Below are 17,297 nucleotides of genomic sequence, written 5' to 3'. Positions count from 1 at the left end.
TGCCCCTTTGGCGCATAGAGTTCCCGCGAAGAGGCGAGGAGGACAAGATGGCACTTCTGGATCGTACCGACCGTGACGCCGTCGCGCATCTGACGATGAACGCGCCCGAACGGCTGAACGCGCTGTCCGACGCGATGCTGGCCGCCCTTCAGGCGGAGTTCGACGCGCTGAAGGAGGATCGTGGCGTGCGCGCGGTGGTGCTTTCGGGCGCGGGCAAGGCCTTCTGCGCGGGTCACGACCTGAAGGAGATGCAGGCCGGCCGCCAGTCCGAGGATGGCGGCGCGGGCTATTTCGGCGATCTCTTCGAGCGGTGCGGCCGCATGATGCAGACGATTCGCGACGTGCCCCAGCCGGTGATCGCGCAGGTCCACGGCATCGCCACCGCCGCGGGCTGCCAGCTCGTCGCGTCCTGCGACATGGCCGTGGCGGCCGAAGGCACGCGCTTCGGCGTGAACGGAGTAAATATCGGGCTCTTCTGCTCGACGCCGATGGTGGCTCTCACGCGGAACGTGCCGCTGAAACACGCCTTCGAGATGCTGGTGACCGGCGAGTTCGTGGACGCCACCCGTGCCCGGGAACTCGGCCTTGTCAACCGCGTCGTGCCGCAGGACTCGCTCGCCGAGGAGACGGCCGCGCTCGCCGGGACCGTGGCGGCCAAGCTCGGCACCGCGGTCAAAATCGGCAAGCGCGGCTTCTACGCGCAGTCCGAGATGCCGCTCGACGAGGCCTACGCCTTCACCGGCGCGGCGATGGTGGAGAACATGCTCGACCGCGATACCGACGAGGGGATCAACGCCTTCCTGCAAAAGCGCGCGCCGGACTGGGCGCAGTAAACGATCCGCGCCCCGTGACATCGCGCGCCAGAGCGCCTAGATCGATGCCCATGACCGAGACGCTTCACATCATCGGCGGCGGCATGGCCGGATCAGAGGCCGCCTGGCAGGCCGCCCGAATGGGCGTTCCCGTGGTGATCCACGAGATGCGCCCCGAGACCGGCACATTCGCGCACCGCACGGCCCACCTGGCAGAGATGGTGTGCTCGAATTCCTTCCGCTCCGACGATGACGAGCAGAACGCCGTGGGGCTCCTCCACTGGGAGATGCGCGAGGCGGGCGGTCTCGTCATGGCGATGGCCGACCGCCACCGCCTGCCCGCGGGCGGCGCGCTCGCCGTGGATCGCGATGCCTTCGCCAGGGACGTGACGGCGGCTCTCGCCGCGCACCCCAATGTCACGCTCGCCACGGGCGAGATCACGGAACTGCCGCCCGAGGGCCGCTGGATCGTGGCGACCGGGCCGCTGACATCCTCCGCGCTCGGCCAGTCGATCGCGCGGATCACGGGGGCGGACGCGCTGGCCTTCTTCGACGCGATCGCGCCCATCGTGCATGCCGATTCGGTGGACATGTCGGTGGCCTGGCGGCAGTCCCGCTACGACAAGGGCGAGACGGAGGAGGAGCGGCAGGCCTATCTCAACTGCCCGATGGACCGCGAGCGCTACGAGGCGTTCATCGACGCGCTCGTCGCCGCGGACAAGACCGAGTTCCACGAAGGCGAGACGGCGGGCTATTTCGACGGCTGCCTGCCCATCGAGGTGATGGCCGAGCGCGGGCGCGAGACGCTGCGCCACGGGCCGATGAAACCCGTCGGCCTGACCAATCCGCACAAGCCCGAAAAGAAGCCCTGGGCGGTGGTCCAGCTGCGCCGCGACAATGCGCTGGGCACACTCTACAACATGGTGGGCTTCCAGACGAAGATGAAGTACGGCGCGCAAACCGATGTATTCCGCATGATTCCAGGCCTGGAAAACGCCCGCTTCGCGCGTCTCGGCGGCATCCACCGCAACACCTTCCTGAACGCGCCCACGCTGCTTGACGCGGAACTGCGCCTGCGTGCGCGGCCCCACATCCGCTTCGCGGGCCAGATCACCGGGGTGGAGGGCTACGTCGAATCCGCGGCCATGGGGCTTCTCGCGGGGAAGCTCGCCGCTGCGGAAATCCTGGGCCGCCGGCTGCCCGCCGCGCCGCCCGACAGCGCCGTGGGCGCGCTCGTGCACCACATCACCGGGGGTGCGGAAGCGAAAAGCTTCCAGCCAATGAACGTGAATTTCGGGCTCTTCCGGCCTCTCGACGGCGTGAAGGGCGGACGTCGCGGGCGCCGCGACCGCTACAAGGCCTACACGGACCGCGCCAAGGCGGCCTGGACTGCCTGGCTGACCCAGACGGCGCTGGACGCGGCCTGATCGCGCAGGTTATCCTTGCGCCATGCCCGAGAAGTTTCTCGACAAGGTCTACGACGTTTCCGGCATGGAAGAGACCCGCGCCCTCTACGACGACTGGGCCGCGAGTTACGATACCGAGCTGGGCTCGGCCGGCTACGCCACGCCCGCCCGCACCGCAAAGGCGCTCGCCGCGCATATGGGCGACCGCTCCGCGCCGGTGCTCGATTTCGGCTGCGGCACGGGGCTGTCGGGCGCGGCGCTGCGGGCGGCGGGCCTCACGACGATCGACGGCGTGGACGTCTCCGACGAGATGCTGGCCGAGGCGCAAGGGAAAGGCGCCTACAGGTGCCTCGACCGCATCGGATTCGACGACGACCTGTCGGACCGCCGCGGCCGCTACGCTGCCGTGGCGGCCATCGGGGTGATCGGGGCGGGCGCGGCGCCGCTGGCGGTCTTCGATCGGCTGATGGCGCTGCTAGAGCCCGGGGGGCTCTTCACGTTTTCCTTCAACGATCACACGCTCGAGAATCGATCCTACGAAGCCCATGTCTCCGAGTGGACGGACACGGGCGCAGCGCGGCTTCTGGTCAGCGACTACGGCCCGCACCTGCCGGCGCGCGATCTCAACTCCCGCGTCTATGTGCTTGAACGAAAGTGAGCTTTCGGACCCGTTTCGCCCCATCGCCGACAGGCCCGCTGCATCTCGGCCACGCCTATTCCGCGCTGCTGGCCCATGATCGTGCGCGCGCGGCGGGCGGCGCCTTCCTGCTGCGCCTCGACGACATCGACCAGGCCCGCGCCCGCGCGCACTGGGCCCGCCAGATCGAGGACGACCTCGGCTGGCTCGGCATCACGTGGGACGCGCCCGTGATGCGCCAGTCCGACCGCATCCCGCGCTACCGCGCGGCGCTTGGCGATCTCTGGGCGCGCGGGCTTCTCTACCCCTGCACCTGCACCCGGCGCGACATCGAGGCCGCGGCCGCCGCACCGCAGGAGGGCGCGCCGCTCCTCGGGCCGGACGGGCGGGTCTATCCGGGCACCTGCCGAGCCGACGCGCCGCGCGCGGGACCGCTGCCCGAAGGCCCGGCGCTGCGCCTCGACATGGCGCGCGCGCTCGACCTCGCCGGTGTCGCGGCGCGCCCGCTCGGCTTCGAGGAAACGGGCCTTGCGGAGCCGCCTTCCCTCGACCCCGAGAGTCTGATCGCGGGCATCGGCGACGTGGCGCTCGCGCGCCGGGACATGGGCGCGTCCTATCACCTCTCGGTCGTGCTCGACGACGCGGACCAGGCGATCACCCATGTGATCCGCGGCGCGGACCTCGCCCCCGCGACGGCGATCCACGTGCTCCTCCAGCGGCTTCTCGGGCTGCCCACGCCGGTCTACCATCACCACCGCCTGATCCGCGACGAGGCCGGCCGCCGCCTCGCCAAGCGCGACGACGCGCGCGCCATCGCGACCTACCGCGCCGACGGCCGCAGCCCCGCGGACATTCGCATGATGGTCGGCCTGCAACCGTCGATCGCATTGGCGGAAAGACGCCCGTGAGCTGAGCGCCCTCAGCCTTGCGGCGTCAGGATCTCGACCTCGTCCCCGTCGCGCACTGCCGTGTAGAAGCAGCTTCGCCGCCCCGTGTGGCAAGCCGGCCCCGTCTGGTTCACCAGAAGCAGCAGGCAGTCACGGTCGCAATCCACCCGCATCTCCACCAATTCCTGCACATGGCCCGAGGTCGCGCCCTTCTCCCAGAATTCTCCGCGGGAGCGCGACCAGTAGGTGACGCGCCCCGTCTCGAGCGTGCGGGCGACCGCCTCCGCGGTCATCCAGGCCAGCATCAGCACCTCGCCGGTCCGCGCCTCCTGCGCGATGGCGGGAACGAGGCCGGCCTCGTTGTAGCGAAGCGTCGCGGGATCGAAGGGCATGGCGCAAATCCTTTGCATCTCTGGCGCGGGGACCTAATTATTTCCGAAAGCGCCGAAGAGGAAGGCCATGGCTGGCGACGACGACCTGATGAAGCTTTATTCCGGGCGCATTCTCGCGCTCGCAGCGGATATTCCGCACCGGGGGCGGCTCGATCACCCGGACGCGAGCGTCAGGAAACGGTCGCCGCTCTGTGGCTCCACGGTGACGGTGGACCTGACCATGACCGACGGGCGCGTCTCCGATTTCGGTCAGGACGTGAAGGCCTGCGCGCTCGGCCAGGCGGCGGCGGCCGTGCTGGGCGCGGCGGTGATCGGGCGCAGCCGGCCGGAGCTGGAGGCCGCGCGCGACGCGCTCCGGACCATGCTGAAATCCGACGGTCCCGTGCCGGACGCGCCCTTCGACGGGTTCGAGGTGCTGCGCCCCGCCCGCGACTACAAGAACCGCCACGCCTCGATCCTTCTCGCGATCGAGGCCGCAGCCGAGGCGGCGGCGCAGGCCGAAGCGGCCCACTGCGCCTGAGCGCGCAGGCGACCCCCTTAAAAAAACCGCCGCGCTTCCATGAGGAAGGCGGCGGTGAAGTGCAGTCCGCGTGCTTGGGGACAGGTCAGGCTCTGGCCGGAAGAGTGCGTCTCTTCCGCGACTGGATTTAGTCGGCAGGCGCGCGTTTTGGGGACAGGATGCGCAGGGAGCCTTTCATTCGCGGACCGCGAGGCAGATCAGACGAGCCCCGGCAGGTGCAGCGCGCCGACAAGAATGACGGCGAGCGCGACGACACCGGCCATGTCCTCGACGACGGCCGCCGGCTGGCGGCGAAGAATGTCGGCGATCTGGGTCATCATGGCGGTGCCTCCTGCATGGCTTCGTTGACCCTTTGTTCTCACACCCCACCCGCCTTGTAAAGAACTTTTTAGGAACATTCGCGAACATTCCGCTCGCGGCCATCAGCCCACGGAGATCAGGCGAAGCGCTTCGTCCTGCCCCATCAGCCACAGAAGCGTCCGCGCCGCCTGGCCCCGCGCCGTCTCCAGCGTCGGGTCGTCGGCCAGCAGGCGCCTTGCGTCGGACTGGGCGATCGCCATCAGCGCGGCCTGCCGCTCCACCTCCGCCACGCGAAACCGCGGCAGGCCGGATTGCGCCGTCCCGATAAGGTCGCCCGCCCCGCGCATCTCGAGGTCCACCTGGGCGATCCGGAAGCCGTCCTCGGTGTCGCGCAGCGTGGTGAGCCGCCGCGCCGCGGAGTCCGAAAGCGGCGCCTGGTAGAGCAGAAGGCAGGTCGAGGCCCCGCTCCCCCGCCCCACCCGGCCGCGCAGCTGGTGAAGCTGGGCAAGGCCGAAGATCTCCGCGCGCTCGATCACCATGATCGTGGCGTTGGGCACGTTCACGCCCACCTCGATCACGGTGGTGGCGACCAGCACCTTCGTCTCGCCCGACTGGAACCGCGCCATCGCCGCGTCCTTGTCCTCGGGCGGCATCTGCCCGTGGACGAGGCCCACCACCCCCTCACCGAGCGCGGCGCGGAGCCGGCCGAACCGGTCCTCGGCGGCGATGAGGTCCACCGCCTCGCTCTCTTCAACCAACGGGCAGACCCAGTAGGCCTGCCGCCCATCGGCCACGGCGCGGCGCAGATGGTCCACCACCTCCTCGCCCCGCGCGGTGGAAACCATGGCGGTGCGGATCGGCTGGCGGCCCGGCGGCTTCTCGTCAAGCAGCGAGATGTCCATGTCGCCGTACTGCGCCAGCGACAGGCTGCGCGGGATCGGCGTCGCGGTCATCACCAGAACATCGGCCCGCGCGCCCTTGCGGCCAAGCTCCAGCCGCTGGCGCACGCCGAAGCGGTGCTGCTCGTCCACGATCGCGAGCCGCAGGTCGTGGAACGCCACATCCTTCTGGAAAACGGCGTGGGTGCCCACCAGCACGTCGATCCCGCCCTCGGCGAGCGCGACGAGCTTCGCCTGGCGTGTCGCGCCCTTGTCCCGCCCGGTGAGGATCTCCAGCCGCACACCCGCCACCTCGGCGAGCGGGCGCAGCCCCTCGAGGTGCTGGCGGGCGAGGATCTCGGTCGGCGCCATCATCACGCCCTGCCCGCCCGCCTCCACCGCAATCAGCAGGGCGAGGAAGGCCACCAGCGTCTTGCCCGCGCCCACGTCGCCCTGGAGAAGCCGGTTCATCCGCCGCGGCGCGCGCATGTCGGCGGCGATCTCCTCGACCGCGCGGGTCTGGGCCGCGGTCGGGCGAAACTCCAGGTTTTCCAGAACCTTCGCCTGCAAGGCTCCGGTGCCGTGGGTCTCCCGCCCCTTGCCGCGCCGCAGCCGCGCCCGGGCCAGCGCGAGGGTCAGCTGATGGGCCATGAACTCGTCATAGGCGAGCCGCTCGCGCGCGGGCGCGGTGGCCGCGAGATCCACGTGCCCCTCGGGCGCGTGGGCGGCGGCGAGCGCGTCGCGCCAGCCGGGCCAGGCCGCGCGCGCCTTCTGCACCGGGTCGATCCATTCGGGCAGGTCCGGCGCGCGGGCGAGCGCGGCCCGCACGGCGCGCGCCATCGTCTTCTGCGTCACCCCGGCGGTGAGCGGATAGACCGGCTCGAACTCCGGCATCTCGCCCGCCTCCTCGGGCGGCAGGATGTGGTCGGGATGGACCATCTGCGCGATGCCGTCGAACAATTCCACCTTGCCGGAGACGATCCGGCGGCTTCCGGGCGGAAGGACGCGTTGCAGGTAATCCGGCCGGGCGTGGAAGAAGACGAGCTGAAAGCCCGTCGCCGCGTCCTCGACCTGCACGCGGTAGGCGCCCGAGCGCTGGCGCGGCGCGCGATGCGTGCCCACCGTCACCTCGACCGTCAGAACCGCGGGCAGTTCCGCGCCCTGCACCGTGTCGCGGCGGCGCCGGTCGATCACCGAGTGCGGCAGCGCGAAGAGCAGGTCGCGCGGCCGCTCCACCCCCATCTGCGCCAGGGCCCGGGCGGTCTTGGGGCCGACCCCGTCCAGCGACTCGAGCTCTGCGAAAAGCGGGAAGAGCGGCTCGGGCCGCGTGCTCATGCGGCGCCGATCAGCTTCAGCCAATCGTCCTCGTCGATGATCTCGACGCCGAGCTCGGTGGCCTTCTTCGCCTTGGAGCCCGCGCCCGGGCCGGCAACCAGAAGATCGGTCTTTGCCGAGACCGAGCCCGACACCCTGGCGCCCAGGCTTTCCGCCCGCGCCTTGGCCTCGGCGCGGGTCATCTTCTCCAGCGTGCCGGTGAAGACGACGGTCTTGCCCGCGACCGGGCTGCCCTCCGTGTCGGGCTGCTCCGCCTCCAGCACGGTCAGTTCCCGGGCCAGCCGGTCGATGGAGGCGCGCTCGGCATCCTGGGTCACGGAGGTGACGAGCGAGCGGGCGAGCACCGCGCCCACCCCGTCGATGGACAGCAGATCGTCCCAGGCCGGGCCGGCCTGGTCCGTCGCCGCGTCCATGGCCGCAAGGAACGCCTCCCAGCGGCCATAGTGGCGCGCCAGAAGCTGTGCCGCCGTCTCGCCGACATGCCGGATGCCCAACGCGAAAATCATTCGTTCGATGGGAATTTCACGACGCTCTTCAATGGCATCGAAGAGATTTCTCACGCTCTTTTCACCCCAGCCGAGTTGCTCGGAGAGGGGCGTGCGGCTGCGGCGCTCGAAGGTCCGTGCGACCTCCTCGCGGTCGAATCCCTCGAGCCCCAGCGCATCGGCGAGGCGCTCCCGCGCTTCGCCGCGCTCTTCGTCGTGAAGGCCCGCGAGAACCTCTTGCGGCGCCACCAGCGCCTTCTCGCCCGCCGCGTCGCGCGCGGCGAGGGTGAAGATGTCCGCGGGTTCGCGGATCCAGCCCAGGAGGTAGAACTGCTCCACCTGCTTCGCGCCCAGCCCCTCGATATCGAAGGCCGCGCGCGAGACGAAATGCTTCAGCTTCTCGATGGCCTGAGCGGGGCAGATCAGCCCGCCCGTGCAGCGGCGCACCGAATCCCCCTCCTCCCGGATCGCGTCCGAGCCGCATTCGGGGCAGCTCGTCGGGAAGACATAGGCGGTGGCGCCCTCCGGCCGGCGCGAGAGATCCACGTCCGCCAGTTTCGGGATCACGTCGCCGGCGCGGTAGACCTGCACCCAGTCGCCCACGCGAATGTCCTTTCCGTCGCGGATCGGGTTGCCCTGCGAATCGCGCCCCGCGATGTAATCCTCGTTGTGCAGCGTCGCGTTTGACACGACGACCCCGCCCACCGTGACCGGGACCAGCCGCGCCACGGGCGAAAGCGCGCCGGTGCGGCCCACCTGAATGTCGATCGCCTCGAGCTGCGTCCAGGCGAGTTCGGCGGGAAACTTGTGGGCGATGGCCCAGCGGGGCGTGGTGGACCGGAAGCCGAGCCGCTCTTGCAGCGCAAGGTCGTTCACCTTGTAGACGACGCCGTCGATGTCATAGCCAAGCGCGGCGCGGCGCCGTTCGACCTCGCGGTAGCGGGCAAGCATCTCGCCGGGTCCGTCGCAGAGCGCGGTGAGAGGGTTCGTCGGGAAGCCAAGCGCCGAGAGACGCTCGATCGCGCCCATCTGCGTCTCGGCGAGCGGCGCCGAGAGCGCGCCCCAGCCATAGGCGAAGAAGCGGAGCGGGCGGCCGGCGGTGACGGAAGGGTCAAGCTGGCGCAGGCTGCCCGCCGCGGCGTTCCGCGGATTGGCGAAGCGTTTCTGGCCCGCCGCTTCCTGGCGCGCGTTCAACGCCTCGAAATCGGCATGCGCCATGTAGACCTCGCCGCGCACCTCGAGGAGATCGGGGCCGCCCTCCAGCCTTTCTGGGATCTCGCCGATGGTGCGGACGTTGCGGGTCACGTCCTCCCCCTCGGTGCCGTCACCGCGCGTCGCCGCCTGCACGAGCCCCCCGGCCTCGTAGCGCAGCGAAAGGCTCAGCCCATCGATCTTGGGCTCGGCGGTGTAGGCCAGCGGCGCGTCGGCGGCGAGCCCCAGATAGCGCCGGATGCGGGCGTCGAACTCGGTGATTTCCTCGTCGTCGAAGGCATTCGCGAGCGAAAGCATCCGCACCGAATGAACGACCTTGGCGAAGCCTTCGGTGGGGGGCGCGCCCACCCGCTCGCTGGGGCTGTCGGGGCGCTTGAGGTCGGGAAAACGCGCCTCGATCCGGGCGTTGCGCCGCTTGAGCGCGTCGTAGTCGGCGTCACTGATCTCGGGAGCGTCGTCGCGGTGATAGGCCGCATCCGCCCGCGCGATCGCCTGCGCAAGGCGCTGGAGTTCGGTCGCGGCCTCGTCCCGGCTCAGCGCCTCGACCGGCGTCGCTTCAGGGTCTTTCGGGGCCACCCGCGCCTCCCGACTGCAATCCGGGAGAAGTGATAGGCGCGCAGGCCCGCGCGGTCCAGTGGGGGCGTCGCGCGATCAGGCGTTCGCGGCGAACGACCGGGCCACGACGTCACTGGCCTCGGGTTGGGGGTCACGAAGGACATAGCCCCGCCCCCACACCGTTTCGATGTAGGTGGCCCCGCCCGTCGCCTCGGCGATCTTCTTGCGCAGCTTGCAGATGAACACGTCGATGATCTTGAGTTCGGGCTCGTCCATGCCGCCGTAAAGATGATTGAGGAACATCTCCTTGGTAAGCGTCGTGCCCTTCCGGAGCGAGAGGAGCTCGAGCATCTGGTATTCCTTGCCGGTCAGGTGGACGGGCTTGCCGTCCACCTCCGCCGTCTTGGCGTCGAGGTTGACCGCCACCTTCCCCGTCCGGATCACCGACTGGGAATGGCCCTTGGAGCGGCGGATGATGGCGTGGATGCGCGCCACGAGCTCGTCGCGGTGGAACGGTTTCGTCATGTAGTCGTCCGCCCCGAAGCCGAAGCCCTTGATCTTGCTCTCGGTATCGTCGGAGCCCGACAGGATCAGGATCGGCGTGGCGATGCGCGCCGTGCGAAGCTGGCGCAGGACCTCGTGGCCGGTCATGTCCGGCAGGTTGAGATCCAGCAAGATGAGATCGTAATCGTAAAGCCGCGCGAGATCGATGCCCTCCTCGCCCAGGTTGGTGGAGTAGACGTTCAGGTTCGCGTGGGTCAGCATCATCTCGATGCTCTTCGACGTCGTCGGATCGTCTTCCACCAGCAACACGCGCATCGGCCAGGCTCCATTCCTTCGCTCCGGATGAAACGCACCGTGAACAAGAAAGGTTAATGTACCGTTATCATAAGCATGACGCGCGCGCCCGCAATCTAAAGTTGTCTGTATTTTCTGAGCGCCGTCGCCTTGAGGGCGCTTTCGCCATGTTCCTTCACCGCGGCCACCCAGCCGTCGAACTCCTCGTCGCTGAGGCCATAGCGCCGCAGCGCGTCAGCGCGCGAAATCAGCCCACAGGTCACGCCCCGGACGACGGCGGCCTTGCGCGACGCGACCCACCGGCTCGTGTTGGCGGGTGGCAGGTCGGCGCGGGTCATCACGCGCCCGTCGGGAAGCGTCACGGCTCGCGGGCCATCCACCTTTTTCAGATACATCCGCCTCACTCTCCTTGACGCGGCTAACTTCGCGCGGGCGCGTTTAACAGCCGGTGAAACGCGAGGGTTGCGAGTACGGCGCATTTTCCTATATTTCGCAGGCTTCAAAGGAGCGCATTATGCCCCTCGACCGTCACCCAGAGCTGAACTCCCTCGGTCTGCCCAAGGCGCCGGCCGAGACGCGCGTGGTCGTCGCCATGTCCGGCGGCGTCGACAGCTCCGTCGTGGCCGCCAGCCTCGCCGAGGACGGCTACGACGTCGTGGGCGTGACGCTGCAGCTCTACGATCACGGCGCGGCGCTCGCGAAGAAGGGCGCGTGCTGCGCCGGCCGCGACATCCACGATGCGCGCCGCGTGGCCGAGGCGATGGGCTTCCCGCACTACGTGCTCGACTACGAGAACACGTTCCGCGAGGCGGTGATCGACGAGTTCGCCGACAGCTACCTTGCCGGCGCCACGCCCGTGCCCTGCATCCGCTGCAACGAGCGGGTGAAGTTCCGCGACCTGCTGGAGACCGCGAAGGACCTCGACGCCGACTGCATGGCCACGGGCCATTACATCCGGCGCAAGACCGGCCCCGGCGGGCCCGAGCTTCACATGGCCGCCGACGGCGCGCGCGACCAGAGCTACTTCCTGTTCTCCACCACGCGGGAGCAGCTCGGCTATCTGCGCTTCCCGCTCGGGCATCTCACCTCCAAGGACGAAACCCGCGCGCTCGCCGCGCGCTACGGCCTTCCCGTGGCCGACAAGCCCGACAGCCAGGACATCTGCTTCGTGCCGAACGGCGACTACGCCGCGGTGATCGAGAAGCTCCGCCCCGGCGCGGCGGAGCCCGGGGAGATCGTGCACGCCGACGGGCGCGTCCTCGGCGAACATCGCGGGGTGATCCACTACACGATCGGCCAGCGCCGCGGCCTCGGCATCGGCGGCCTCGACGAGCCGCTCTACGTCGTGAAGCTCGACGTCGACGGGCGGCGCGTGATCGTGGGCCCGAAAACCATGCTCGCCACCCGCAAGGTGCCCGTGCGCGAGGTGAACTGGATCGGCGACGGCGCCTTCACCGACGAGGCGGAGCGCGCGGTGTCCGTGCGCGTGCGCTCCACCCGCCCGCCGGCAGAGGCGATCCTGCGCCCGGTCTCCGAGACCGAGGCGGAGGTGGAGCTTCTCGCCCCCGAGGAAGGCGTGAGCCCCGGCCAGGCCTGTGTCTTCTACGAAACGGGCGGCACCCGCGTGCTGGGCGGCGGCTGGATCTGGCGCGGACGCTGACGGGCAGGGTCCGGCCGCACGGGCCGTGCCGGCAGACCATCGAAAACGCACCGCTCCTGCTTCTTCTTGGTGAAAATACTCCGGGGAGCGCGAGGGGCAGCGCCCCTCGCCGGCGCGGAACGCGCCTCGACACGATGCGCGCGGCACGCGCGCGCCGGCGTCACACCCTGCGCAGCGCCAGCACGGCGTTCAGACCGCCGAAGGCGAAGGCGTTCGACACCGCGACCTCGACCTCGGCCTCGCGCGCGACGTTGGGCACCACGTCTAGGGCGCATTCGGGGTCGGGCTCCTCGTAGCCGATGGTGGGCGCGATCACCCCGTCCCGAAGCGCCATGATGCAGGCCAGCAGTTCCACCGCGCCGGTGCCGCCGATCAGGTGGCCGTGCATGGACTTCGTCGAAGAGATCATCAGGTGATCGGCGTGCGGGCCGAAGACGTCGGCGACGGCGGCGCACTCGGTCTTGTCGTTGGCGGCGGTGCCGGTGCCATGGGCGTTGATGTAGCCCACGCTCTCCAACGGGACGCGCGCGTCGCGCAACGCCCCCGACATGGCCCGCGCCGCCCCCTGCTTGGAAGGCATGACGATGTCGGCCGCGTCCGAGGTCATGGCGAAGCCCACGACCTCGGCGAGGATCTCGGCGCCGCGCGCGCGCGCGTGCTCGTACTCCTCCAGCACGAACACGCCCGCGCCCTCGCCCTGCACCATGCCGTTGCGGTTGGCCGAGAACGGACGGCAGGCGTCGCGGCTCATCACGCGCAGGCCTTCCCACGCCTTCACGCCGCCAAAACACATCATCGATTCGGAGCCGCCGGTCACCATCACCTTGCTCATGCCGAGCCGCACCATCTGGAAGGCCAGCGCCATGGCGTGGTTCGAGGAGGCGCAGGCGGTCGAGACGGTGAAGGAAGGCCCCTTCAGATTGTATTCCATCGACACATGCGAGGCGGCCGCGTTGTTCATCAGCTTCGGCACCACGAAGGGATGCACGCGGTTCTTTCCGTCCTCGTAGACGCTGCGGTAATTCTCGTCCCAGGTGGACACGCCACCCCCGGCGGTGCCGAGCACCACCCCCGCAGTCGCCGCGATCTCGCCGGCGAATTCCAGCCCCGCCTGCCCGATCGCCTCGCGCGCGGCGATCAGGGTGAATTGCGTGAAGCGGTCGTAAAGCGCCATCTGCTGGCGGTTGAAATGCCCCTCCGCCTCGAACCCCTTCACCTGCCCGCCGATCCGGATCGAAAGCCGCTCGACGTCGCGGAACTCGAGCGGGCCGATCCCGCAACGTCCCTCGCGCATGGCCTCGAGCGTCTCCGGCACCGAGTGCCCGAGCGGATTGATCGTGCCCGCCCCGGTGATGACCACCCGGTTCATCGCGCGCCGTCCCGGCCGCTCACGCGTGCTGCTCTGCGACGAGCCGCTCGATCCCGGCCACGATGGAGGCCACCGACGAGATGTCGAAATCGCTTTCCCGGGGATCGTTTGCGTTGAAGGGGACGGAGATGTCGAAGGCTTCCTCGATCGCGAAGATGCTCTCGACAAGGCCCAGGCTGTCGATCCCGAGCTCCTCGAGCGTGCTGTCCATCGACACGTCGGAAGGCTCCAGCACCGCCTGCTGGGCGATGATCTCGATCACCTTGTCCCGCACACCGCTCATGGCACGCCCCTTCCTTGCGCTCGGCGCCGATCTAGTCGTTCGCTCCGAGCTTTGAAACCGCTTTCTTCAGCGCCGCGACCTCCCGGGCGAGACGCGGCAGCCGGCGGAGCGCCTTGTAGGTCTCGATCTGCGCATCCATTTTCGTCGCCGGGTAGCCAAGCATCACCCGCCCGGCCGGGATGCTCGACAGAACCTTGGTGCCCCCGCCGGTGATCACGCCGTCGCCCACGGTCAGGTTGTCGCTGATGCCCGTCTGCCCGCCCAGCACCACGTTGTCGCCGACCACCGATGACCCTGCCACGCCGACGAGGCCGCAGATCAGGCAGTCGCGCCCGATCACGACGTTGTGGCCCAGTTGCACGAGATTGTCGAGTTTCGTGCCCGCGCCGACGGCGGTGTCGCGGATCGTGCCGCGATCGATGCAGGAGTTGGCGCCGATCTCCACGTCGTCGCCGATGCTCACCCCGCCCAGGGAATGAATGCGCACCCAGCTTTGCGGCGCGATCTCGCCCTGATCGCCGAGGGACTCCCGCACGCGCTCCACGCCGGAAACCTCGGGCGTCACGAAGGAAAACCCGTCGCCGCCGATCACCACGCCCGGCTGCAGGATCACGCGGGCGCCCAGGCGCACCCGCGCCCCGATCCGCACGCCCTCGCGCAGCGCGCAGCCCTCGCCCAGCACCGCCTCCGCCCCGACGAAGGCCTGCGGCCCCACGGTCGTGCCGCGCCCGATGCGCGCCCCGGGGCCGATGACGGCAAGCGGGCCGATGCTGCACTCGGCGCCGATTTCCGCCGAGGGATCGATCACCGCGCTCGGGTGGATGCCGGGGGCATAGCCCTGCCCGCGGTCGAGTATCGCGGTCAGACCCGCCATCGCGAGCCGCGGACGCGGGGCGGCGATCGCGGCCTCCAGCCCCAGCGCCTGCCAGTCCGCGCCGGACCAGAGGATCGCGGCCCGCGCCGCGCCTTCGGCAAGGCGCTCCGCATAGGCGGGGTTCATGGCGACGGCGATGTCGGAGCGGCCCGCATCCGCGGGCTCCGCCGCCCCGGTCACCGCGATGGCCGTATCGCCGAAGGCCTCCAGCCCGAGCGCGGCGGCGATATCGGCAATTGTGTGGCTCATGACTCCTCCGGGCCCTGCCCGGCTTCTCTAGCCCTCCGCCGCGCCGAGCGCCACCCCCGCGGCCGCGAGCGCGTCCCAGATCCGCGCGTCGCGCCCGTAGATGTCCCGGCGGAACTGCAGGCCCCCCTTGGCCGTGGTCACGGCCGTCCGGTAGACGAGGTGCACGGGCACCGGCGTCTCGAGGTCGATCCGCGTTTCGTTGCCCGTGTCGAGCCTTGCGTGGAAAAGGCCCCGGGGATCGTCGGTCTGCCGCGACAGAAGCTCGTAGGCGAATTCGAAGGGCTGCTGAAGACGTACGCAGCCGCTCGAGTAGGTGCGCACCTCGCGGTCGAACAGGTGCTTGTCGGGCGTGTCGTGCAGATAGATGGCGTAAGGGTTGGGGAACATGAACTTCACCAGCCCCAGCGCATTGCGCGGCGAGGGCGGCTGGCGCAGGCGGAACGGGAAACTCTGCGCGCTGTAGGCGTTGAAGTTCACGCTGCTGCGGCTCACCACCCGCCCCCGGCTGTCGACGAGCTGCATGTAGGAGGCCGCGTTGCGGTTGCGCTGCAGTCTCGGCAGGTAGTCGCGCGCCATGATCGAGCGCGGCACGTTCCAGGACGGGTTGACGACCATGTACTCCATCGCGTCCGAGAACTCGGGGGTCGGCTTGGAGGCGTTCCTCGCGCCCACGACGGCGCGGGTCTCGAAGGTGACCTTGCCATCGTCCACGATGCGCGCCGAGAAATCGGTGAGGTTCACCAGGATGTGGCGCGCGCCGCGGTCGGGGTCGAGCCAGCGCTCGCGCTCCATCGCCACCGCCACGGACCTCAGCCGCCGGGCAGGCGGCACGTTGATCTCTTCCAGCGTCGAGGGGCCGGCGATGCCGTCGGGCTCCAGCCCGTGATCCTGCTGGAAGCGGCGGACGGCCTTGGCGAGTGCGGCGGTATAGTCCCGCGCGGGCGTGCGGTCGAGGTAGCCCATGGCGACGAGCCGGTCGCGCAGCGCGACCACCGCGGGCCCGGTGTCGCCGGGTTCGAGCTTCGCGCCCTCGGGCACGGCCGGCCCCCAGCCGCCCCGCGCGACGGTGCCCAGAAGCTGCATCCGCGCCTTCATCAGGCGCGCGTAGTCCGCACTTTGCGGCGGCAGGCCACGAAAGAAGGCGCGCGGGTTCTCCGCTTCGGCGAGCGCGTTCAGCAACTCCTGCCGGTCGCGCCGGGCGATGTCGCGCACGATCGCGCGGTCGATGTCGGAGGGATCCTCGACGACGCCTGTCTGCACGTCGCGCGCATAGACGAGGAACAGCCGCGACAGCATCGCCTCGATCTCGCCCAGGTCGCGCGCCGACCGCGTGTCGGCGAGACGGGCGCGCACCTCGTCGGCGCGGTAGGCCGCGGCGGGAAGCGCGTGAAGATGCGCGTTCTCCAGCGCGGAGAGAAGCGCGGCGCGGCGGGCGGCATGGATCTCTTCGCGGCCCGTCCAGATCGGCGCGTAATCCCGCGCGCGGTAGACCGCCGCGAGGTCGCCGTCGCGCGACGCCGTCTCGGCGAGCGCCTGCTTGTAGGCGGTAAGCGGTTCCGCCGCTGCCGGGAGCGCGGCGGCCAGAAGAACGGCGAGGGCAGCCTCTGCAAGGCGTTTGCGAAGGCAGGTCAGGGTCATCGTCGAGGCTCCTCGCGTCGTGAAATCGCAGGCATCTTCAATCATATCGGGACCCGCGGGCGCGCGCCGCAGATCCCGGCTCGCAGGATGCGGGATGGCTGCGCCCTGTCCAGACACATTCGCGTGGCCGGACGAAAAATCCCTTGCGATGTCGTGGCCTTGCACGGGCGGGCCGACGCAGCTTGACGCAAGGGCTGAGCGAAAACTTGCCGAAATCCCTGTTTACAAGAGCTTAGCCAGAATCACCCCTTGGTGGCGCATCCCCGCCATGCGATACGAACCTTACTGGGGAAAGAACTGGGCAAGATCGGGCGCGCAACGACGCGCCCGGCACGAGGCGACGGACAGGCGGCTTAACATGACGGAAAAACCGAACGGCACTTTCTCGCGGCGCGGCGTTCTGGCGGCTTTCGCGGCGACGGCAGTCGCGGCGGCGCCCACCTATTCCAGCGCGGCGGGCTTCCTGCGCGGCGGCGGCGACGTCCGCCGGCTGCGGATGTATTCCGGACGCACCGGCGAACGGATCGACATGATCTACTGGATCGACGGGAACTACATCCGCGACGCCGTGGAAGAGATCAACCTGTTCATGCGCGACTGGCGGAGCAACGACGTGAAGGCCATCGACCTTCGCACGCTCGACATCCTTGCCGCCGCGCACAACATGATGGACACCTCCGAACCCTACATGCTGATCTCGGGCTACCGCAGCCCGCAGACCAACGCCATGCTGCGCTCGCGCGGATCGGGCGTCGCCAAGAATTCGCGCCACCTGCGCGGGGAAGCGGCGGACGTGCGCCTGAACTCCCGTTCGGTCAGCCAGCTGTCGCGCGCGGCGCTTGCCTGCAAGGGCGGCGGCGTGGGGCGCTACACGGGCTCCAACTTCGTGCACATGGACTGCGGCCCGGTGCGCAGTTGGGGCAGCTGAGGCGACGCACGCGAAAGCCGGTATCGCAAGGGGCGCCAGCGGGCGCCCCTTCTCGTTTCGGGGCAGCCCGGCCGCGGAA

Annotated in this window: 17 protein-coding genes; 7 read left to right on the top strand and 10 right to left on the bottom strand. The window is 69.7% G+C overall.

What is annotated here, in order from left to right; translation table 11 throughout:
• The first annotated feature begins 47 nt into the window (after window positions 1-47).
• Genes AB6A69_RS06315 through gluQRS form a run of 4 tightly spaced genes read left to right on the top strand, consistent with a single transcriptional unit; the run spans window position 48 to window position 3,763 of the window.
• The gene (locus tag AB6A69_RS06315) at window positions 48-833 is read left to right on the top strand and encodes an enoyl-CoA hydratase (RefSeq protein ID WP_371038953.1); all 786 of its coding nucleotides are present in this window, start codon (window positions 48-50) and stop codon (window positions 831-833) included.
• Window positions 834-883: 50 nt separating this feature from the next.
• Window positions 884-2,239: a methylenetetrahydrofolate--tRNA-(uracil(54)-C(5))-methyltransferase (FADH(2)-oxidizing) TrmFO gene (trmFO, locus tag AB6A69_RS06310; protein ID WP_371060138.1), complete on the top strand. Its 1,356-nt coding sequence runs from the start codon at window positions 884-886 to the stop codon at window positions 2,237-2,239.
• A gap of 22 nt (window positions 2,240-2,261) precedes the next feature.
• Window positions 2,262-2,876 (top strand): class I SAM-dependent methyltransferase, encoded by a 615-nt coding sequence (locus AB6A69_RS06305; RefSeq protein ID WP_371060137.1) that lies wholly within the window; start codon window positions 2,262-2,264, stop codon window positions 2,874-2,876.
• Window positions 2,873-3,763 carry a tRNA glutamyl-Q(34) synthetase GluQRS gene (gene gluQRS / locus AB6A69_RS06300; protein WP_371060136.1) on the top strand — a complete coding sequence of 297 codons (891 nt, stop codon included), beginning with the start codon at window positions 2,873-2,875 and terminating at the stop codon, window positions 3,761-3,763. Before AB6A69_RS06305 ends, gluQRS begins: the two co-directional genes overlap by 4 nt.
• An 11-nt stretch (window positions 3,764-3,774) precedes the next feature.
• On the opposite strand, the gene hisI is transcribed toward gluQRS, so the two are convergent.
• A complete protein-coding gene (gene hisI, locus AB6A69_RS06295) occupies window positions 3,775-4,134 on the bottom strand; it encodes a phosphoribosyl-AMP cyclohydrolase (protein WP_371038957.1) in 360 nt (119 codons plus the stop codon).
• Between the two features lie 67 nt (window positions 4,135-4,201).
• Between hisI and AB6A69_RS06290 the strand changes: the two genes are divergently transcribed.
• On the top strand, window positions 4,202-4,654 hold the full coding sequence (locus AB6A69_RS06290; RefSeq protein ID WP_371038958.1) for an iron-sulfur cluster assembly scaffold protein: 453 nt from the start codon (window positions 4,202-4,204) through the stop codon (window positions 4,652-4,654).
• 197 nt (window positions 4,655-4,851) lie between these two features.
• Here the strand turns inward: AB6A69_RS06290 and AB6A69_RS06285 are convergent, their stop codons facing one another.
• From AB6A69_RS06285 to AB6A69_RS06265, 5 genes are all read right to left on the bottom strand, one after another.
• On the bottom strand, window positions 4,852-4,974 hold the full coding sequence (locus AB6A69_RS06285) for a hypothetical protein (protein ID WP_371038959.1): 123 nt from the start codon (window positions 4,972-4,974) through the stop codon (window positions 4,852-4,854).
• Between the two features lie 102 nt (window positions 4,975-5,076).
• Entirely contained in the window at window positions 5,077-7,167 is a 2,091-nt protein-coding gene (recG, locus tag AB6A69_RS06280; RefSeq protein ID WP_371060135.1) for an ATP-dependent DNA helicase RecG, read from the bottom strand.
• A complete protein-coding gene (gene ligA, locus AB6A69_RS06275) occupies window positions 7,164-9,440 on the bottom strand; it encodes an NAD-dependent DNA ligase LigA (RefSeq protein ID WP_371060134.1) in 2,277 nt (758 codons plus the stop codon). The genes recG and ligA overlap by 4 nt, the downstream gene beginning before the upstream one ends.
• 75 nt (window positions 9,441-9,515) lie before the next feature.
• Window positions 9,516-10,238, bottom strand: a complete 723-nt coding sequence (gene ctrA / locus AB6A69_RS06270; RefSeq protein ID WP_371060133.1) for a response regulator transcription factor CtrA — start codon at window positions 10,236-10,238, stop codon at window positions 9,516-9,518.
• A 95-nt stretch (window positions 10,239-10,333) separates the two neighbouring features.
• Window positions 10,334-10,612 carry a DUF1153 domain-containing protein gene (locus AB6A69_RS06265; RefSeq protein ID WP_371038963.1) on the bottom strand — a complete coding sequence of 93 codons (279 nt, stop codon included), beginning with the start codon at window positions 10,610-10,612 and terminating at the stop codon, window positions 10,334-10,336.
• 119 nt (window positions 10,613-10,731) lie between these two features.
• Between AB6A69_RS06265 and mnmA the strand changes: the two genes are divergently transcribed.
• On the top strand, window positions 10,732-11,877 hold the full coding sequence (mnmA, locus tag AB6A69_RS06260) for a tRNA 2-thiouridine(34) synthase MnmA (RefSeq protein WP_371060132.1): 1,146 nt from the start codon (window positions 10,732-10,734) through the stop codon (window positions 11,875-11,877).
• Window positions 11,878-12,037: 160 nt separating this feature from the next.
• Here mnmA and AB6A69_RS06255 read toward each other — a convergent pair whose 3' ends face one another.
• Genes AB6A69_RS06255 through AB6A69_RS06240 form a run of 4 tightly spaced genes read right to left on the bottom strand, consistent with a single transcriptional unit; the run spans window position 12,038 to window position 16,290 of the window.
• Window positions 12,038-13,246 carry a beta-ketoacyl synthase gene (locus AB6A69_RS06255; protein ID WP_371060131.1) on the bottom strand — a complete coding sequence of 403 codons (1,209 nt, stop codon included), beginning with the start codon at window positions 13,244-13,246 and terminating at the stop codon, window positions 12,038-12,040.
• Between the two features lie 19 nt (window positions 13,247-13,265).
• The gene (locus AB6A69_RS06250) at window positions 13,266-13,529 is read right to left on the bottom strand and encodes an acyl carrier protein (protein WP_371038966.1); all 264 of its coding nucleotides are present in this window, start codon (window positions 13,527-13,529) and stop codon (window positions 13,266-13,268) included.
• A gap of 31 nt (window positions 13,530-13,560) precedes the next feature.
• Window positions 13,561-14,652, bottom strand: coding sequence for a UDP-3-O-(3-hydroxymyristoyl)glucosamine N-acyltransferase (lpxD, locus tag AB6A69_RS06245; protein WP_371060130.1), 1,092 nt, complete (start codon window positions 14,650-14,652; stop codon window positions 13,561-13,563).
• Between the two features lie 27 nt (window positions 14,653-14,679).
• Window positions 14,680-16,290, bottom strand: a complete 1,611-nt coding sequence (locus AB6A69_RS06240) for a murein L,D-transpeptidase (protein ID WP_371060129.1) — start codon at window positions 16,288-16,290, stop codon at window positions 14,680-14,682.
• Window positions 16,291-16,648: 358 nt separating this feature from the next.
• Here AB6A69_RS06240 and AB6A69_RS06235 point away from each other — a divergent pair, with 358 nt between their 5' ends.
• Window positions 16,649-17,218, top strand: coding sequence for a YcbK family protein (locus tag AB6A69_RS06235; protein WP_371038969.1), 570 nt, complete (start codon window positions 16,649-16,651; stop codon window positions 17,216-17,218).
• Window positions 17,219-17,297 lie beyond the last annotated feature (79 nt).

This window comes from Rhodosalinus sp. 5P4 (genome assembly GCF_041365695.1).
Lineage (GTDB): Bacteria > Pseudomonadota > Alphaproteobacteria > Rhodobacterales > Rhodobacteraceae > Rhodosalinus.
The sequence above is the reverse complement of the archived record's forward strand: the minus strand, read 5'-3'. Positions and strand labels throughout refer to the sequence as shown.

Bases quoted from the DNA above. Each gene is read 5' to 3' on its own strand.
- AB6A69_RS06315 (WP_371038953.1), top strand. From the start codon at position 48: ATGGCACTTCTGGATCGTACCGACCGTGACGCCGTCGCGCATCTGACG.
- trmFO (WP_371060138.1), top strand. From the start codon at position 884: ATGACCGAGACGCTTCACATCATCGGCGGCGGCATGGCCGGATCAGAG.
- AB6A69_RS06305 (WP_371060137.1), top strand. From the start codon at position 2,262: ATGCCCGAGAAGTTTCTCGACAAGGTCTACGACGTTTCCGGCATGGAA.
- hisI (WP_371038957.1), bottom strand. From the start codon at position 4,134: ATGCCCTTCGATCCCGCGACGCTTCGCTACAACGAGGCCGGCCTCGTT.
- AB6A69_RS06290 (WP_371038958.1), top strand. From the start codon at position 4,202: ATGGCTGGCGACGACGACCTGATGAAGCTTTATTCCGGGCGCATTCTC.
- AB6A69_RS06285 (WP_371038959.1), bottom strand. From the start codon at position 4,974: ATGATGACCCAGATCGCCGACATTCTTCGCCGCCAGCCGGCGGCCGTC.
- recG (WP_371060135.1), bottom strand. From the start codon at position 7,167: ATGAGCACGCGGCCCGAGCCGCTCTTCCCGCTTTTCGCAGAGCTCGAG.
- ctrA (WP_371060133.1), bottom strand. From the start codon at position 10,238: ATGCGCGTGTTGCTGGTGGAAGACGATCCGACGACGTCGAAGAGCATC.
- AB6A69_RS06265 (WP_371038963.1), bottom strand. From the start codon at position 10,612: ATGTATCTGAAAAAGGTGGATGGCCCGCGAGCCGTGACGCTTCCCGAC.
- mnmA (WP_371060132.1), top strand. From the start codon at position 10,732: ATGCCCCTCGACCGTCACCCAGAGCTGAACTCCCTCGGTCTGCCCAAG.
- AB6A69_RS06255 (WP_371060131.1), bottom strand. From the start codon at position 13,246: ATGAACCGGGTGGTCATCACCGGGGCGGGCACGATCAATCCGCTCGGG.
- AB6A69_RS06250 (WP_371038966.1), bottom strand. From the start codon at position 13,529: ATGAGCGGTGTGCGGGACAAGGTGATCGAGATCATCGCCCAGCAGGCG.
- lpxD (WP_371060130.1), bottom strand. From the start codon at position 14,652: ATGAGCCACACAATTGCCGATATCGCCGCCGCGCTCGGGCTGGAGGCC.
- AB6A69_RS06240 (WP_371060129.1), bottom strand. From the start codon at position 16,290: ATGACCCTGACCTGCCTTCGCAAACGCCTTGCAGAGGCTGCCCTCGCC.
- AB6A69_RS06235 (WP_371038969.1), top strand. From the start codon at position 16,649: ATGACGGAAAAACCGAACGGCACTTTCTCGCGGCGCGGCGTTCTGGCG.